This window comes from Actinomycetota bacterium (assembly GCA_005774595.1).
Taxonomy (GTDB): domain Bacteria; phylum Actinomycetota; class Coriobacteriia; order Anaerosomatales; family D1FN1-002; genus D1FN1-002.
Genome location: VAUM01000312.1, coordinates 1 through 2246 on the forward strand (window position 1 = coordinate 1; position 2246 = coordinate 2246).

3 protein-coding genes are annotated in these 2246 nt (G+C 72.0%); 2 read left to right on the forward strand and 1 reads right to left on the reverse strand.

Annotated features, from left to right (window positions below; genetic code table 11):
* On the forward strand, window positions 1-861 hold an 861-nt coding region (locus FDZ70_09505; protein ID TLM69748.1), incomplete at its 5' end, for a hypothetical protein.
* A 13-nt stretch (window positions 862-874) separates the two neighbouring features.
* A complete protein-coding gene (locus tag FDZ70_09510; protein TLM69749.1) occupies window positions 875-1507 on the forward strand; it encodes a hypothetical protein in 633 nt (210 codons plus the stop codon).
* Here FDZ70_09510 and FDZ70_09515 read toward each other — a convergent pair.
* Window positions 1491-2237, reverse strand: coding sequence for a Zn-dependent exopeptidase M28 (locus FDZ70_09515; protein ID TLM69750.1), 747 nt, complete (start codon window positions 2235-2237; stop codon window positions 1491-1493). The genes FDZ70_09510 and FDZ70_09515 overlap by 17 nt on opposite strands.
* Window positions 2238-2246: the final 9 nt, after the last annotated feature.

Here is a 2246-nt window from a genome sequence, read left to right on the forward strand (position 1 = left end):
GTGCTGGGGGTCTCAGTCACCCCGCGGCTCGCGCCGTGGCGCCGCCGCGCGGTCGCGGCCGCGGCCGTGCTGCTCGCGTGCGGCGAGGCGATGCTCGCGTGGTTCCACTGGCGGCTGTACGCACTCACGCCGCTCGTCGACCCGATCACCGGCGCCGTGACGGGCACCTTCGCCGTCCCGTTGTGGATCGAGTCCGAGAAGCTCTACGTATGGGCGCTGCTGCTCGCCGTCCTCGCGCTGCTCGTGCGCGACAAGCGCGACGAGCTGCTGCCCGGCATCGGCATCGCGCTGGCGGCGCTCATGGCCGGCGCGGTGCTGTGGGGCCGCCCGCTCACCGAGCCGCTGCCCGAGTTCCTCGGCCGGTACCTGGAGTACGCGGCGGCGCTCGCCACCGGTTCCGGGGCCGCCGGAGGGCTGTTCCAGGGGCTCGAAGGGTCGCGGCAGTACTACTACAACACCTGGTACATGTGGGTGCACCCGCCGATGCTCTTCGCGAGCTACGGCGCGTTCGTGATCTCGTTCGTCGCCACGCTGCTCACCATCGCGCGCAGGCACTCGTCGTACGAGCGCGTGGCGTACAAGTGGGCGGCGTTCGGCTACCTGCCGCTGACCGCCGGCATGCTGCTCGGCTTCCCGTGGGCGATCATGGCGTGGCAGGGCGACTCGTGGTGGTGGTCGGGCAAGGTCAACATCTCGATCATGATGTGGCTGCTCTACACCGCCTACCTGCACGCGAGGCTGTACCTGCGCCGACCCGGCGTCTGGAAGCTCGTCGCCGTGCTCGGCGTGCTCGCCTTCGTCGCGCTCGTGCTGACCTACATCGCGACCTACGTCGTCCCGGGGGCGCACTCGTATGCCTGACGCGCCCGACAGCGTGCCCGCGCCCGTCGCGCCCGCGCCCGCGAAGCGCTCCTCGTGGGACTGGGCGCTCACGCTCGTCACCGTCGGCCTGCTCGGCTCGCTCGGGGCGCAGTCGCTCATCGGCACGCTCTACGCGTGGTTCGCCACCCGCACCGTGCCCGACTGGGAGGCGCTGCACTACGGCGCGTTCGTGGGCGCGATGAACGCGGTGGCGGCGCCGCAGGTGGTCGCGCTGGTGGTCGTGATGGGGCTGTGCGTCCCGAAGCGGCTGTTCTCGCGAGGTGCGCTGATCGCGGTGTCGGCGGCGATGGTCGCGGTCGGGCTGGTCGCGTGGGCGGCGAGCGGGAGCATGACGGCCGGCATGGCGGTCTACCTCGCGCTGGCCGCGCTGATCCAGGTCGCGGTCGTCGTGATGACGGTCGCGGGCGCCGCTGCGCCGTCGTACCTCACGCAGGGACGGGTCGCGAAGGCCGGCTCGGGCCTGCTGCACCTCGGCGTCGTGCTGTTCACGCTCGTGGTCGTGGCACTGCAGGACTCGGCGTGGATGCTGCCGGTGTTCGGCGTGTCGGCGCTGCTGATACTCGCCGGCACCGCGATGTCGGTCTACGCCACGCCGGTGGCGAAAGGCGTCAGAGCCCGCGGATGAGCTTGGCGACGAAGTCCGCCGCCGAGTCGATCACTTCCTCCGAGCAGGTCTCGACCGTGTCGGTCTTCCAGTGCCAGTTCGGGATGCGCCCGTTGATGTCGAACGCCATCACGCTCATCGCGCGGAAGCCGCGGGCCAGTGCGGGCGTGGCGTCGGTGGTCAGCCCGCGGTAGTCCTTCCCGCGGATGTCCATCTCCTCCTCGCGCGCGACGCGCTTGGCCGCGCTGGCGAGCCGCCGGTCGCAGTGGTAGCGCACGACCATGCCTTCCGAGGTGATGTAGTGCACCTTGCCCGCGCCGACGTTGTCGATGTTGATGATGACGGCGTCGGAGGCCTCCTCCTTGTGCGCGGCGAGGAACGCCCGCATGCCGAAGGTGCCGACCTCCTCGGCGCCGGTCGCCACGAACCAGACCTCCTTCTCGACGAGGTCGCGGTCGGCGCGCTCGGTGACGAGCTTGCGGATGCGCGCGGCCTCCGCCGCGGCGAACTCGGGGTCGTCGACGTCCTCGGCGGGAGCGGCGCCGCCCTTCCAGCCGATCTCGTCCGCGTCGTCGGCGCCCTCGTCGCCGAAGTTGTCCCACGAGCCGATCTCGCGGCCCTTCTTGCGCGCGTCGAAGCCGCGGCCGAGGCCGAGCCAGTCCGCGATGCCGCGGTCACGGCCGCCCGTGCCCTCGGGCGCGGCGGTCGGCGTGGCCTGCTCGGCGGTCGCGTACGCGCTCGCGTCGGGCACCTCGGCCGA